The 617-nt window shown below is 71.6% G+C and carries 1 protein-coding gene; it reads right to left on the bottom strand.

The annotated features are described in order from the left end of the window. The coding region (locus tag B8460_RS22715; RefSeq protein WP_048863477.1) for a hypothetical protein at nt 1-617 on the bottom strand (617 nt) is incomplete at both ends.

Raw genomic sequence — 617 nt, forward strand, 5'->3', positions numbered from 1 at the left:
CTGCTTGCGGCGGCTTGCGACCGAGGCAGGTTTCAGCGGCCGGAACTCCAGTTCCGCCATCGGGTCCCGGCCGGCGAGCCGGTCGAGCCATGCGTCGACATCGGCCTTCAGGCTCGGTAAAAACGTGCTCCACGGCACGGAGTAACTGCCCCGGTTGTCGGGGATGGCGAGCCGGCGCTGCGGCCAATCCGGACAGGTGGCCGCGCAGCGGTTCCAGGCCACGGCGGTGTCGCGCCGGATCCGGTCGGGTTGCGCGACGAGGCTGCCGTTGCGCAGGTCTACAAAATATCGGTCCATCATCGCGTCATCGACGGCATCGGGCGCGATCCCGCCGGCGGTGCACCAGCTGGCGAGGCGGCTCAGCTTGTAGCGGTCGCCGTGAGTGGTGAGGCCGTCGACCAGCGCCGCCCACGCCGGGGAGGGCGGCCGGCTGCTGCGCCCTTCCACCCGGATGATGCCGACCTGCGCGAGGGCGGCCTGCAACAAGCTGCGGACGTTGCGCCACCGTCCGGCCGAGAGTCCGGCCATGGCCGGCGTCCACCCGTTCAGGCGGCGCCGCAGTTCGACAGGATCGGCGGGGATGGTGTCGAGCGGCTGGCGCAGCGCCTTGGCCAGCG

This window comes from Acidisphaera rubrifaciens HS-AP3 (assembly GCF_000964365.1).
GTDB classification, from domain to species: Bacteria; Pseudomonadota; Alphaproteobacteria; order Acetobacterales; family Acetobacteraceae; genus Acidisphaera; species Acidisphaera rubrifaciens.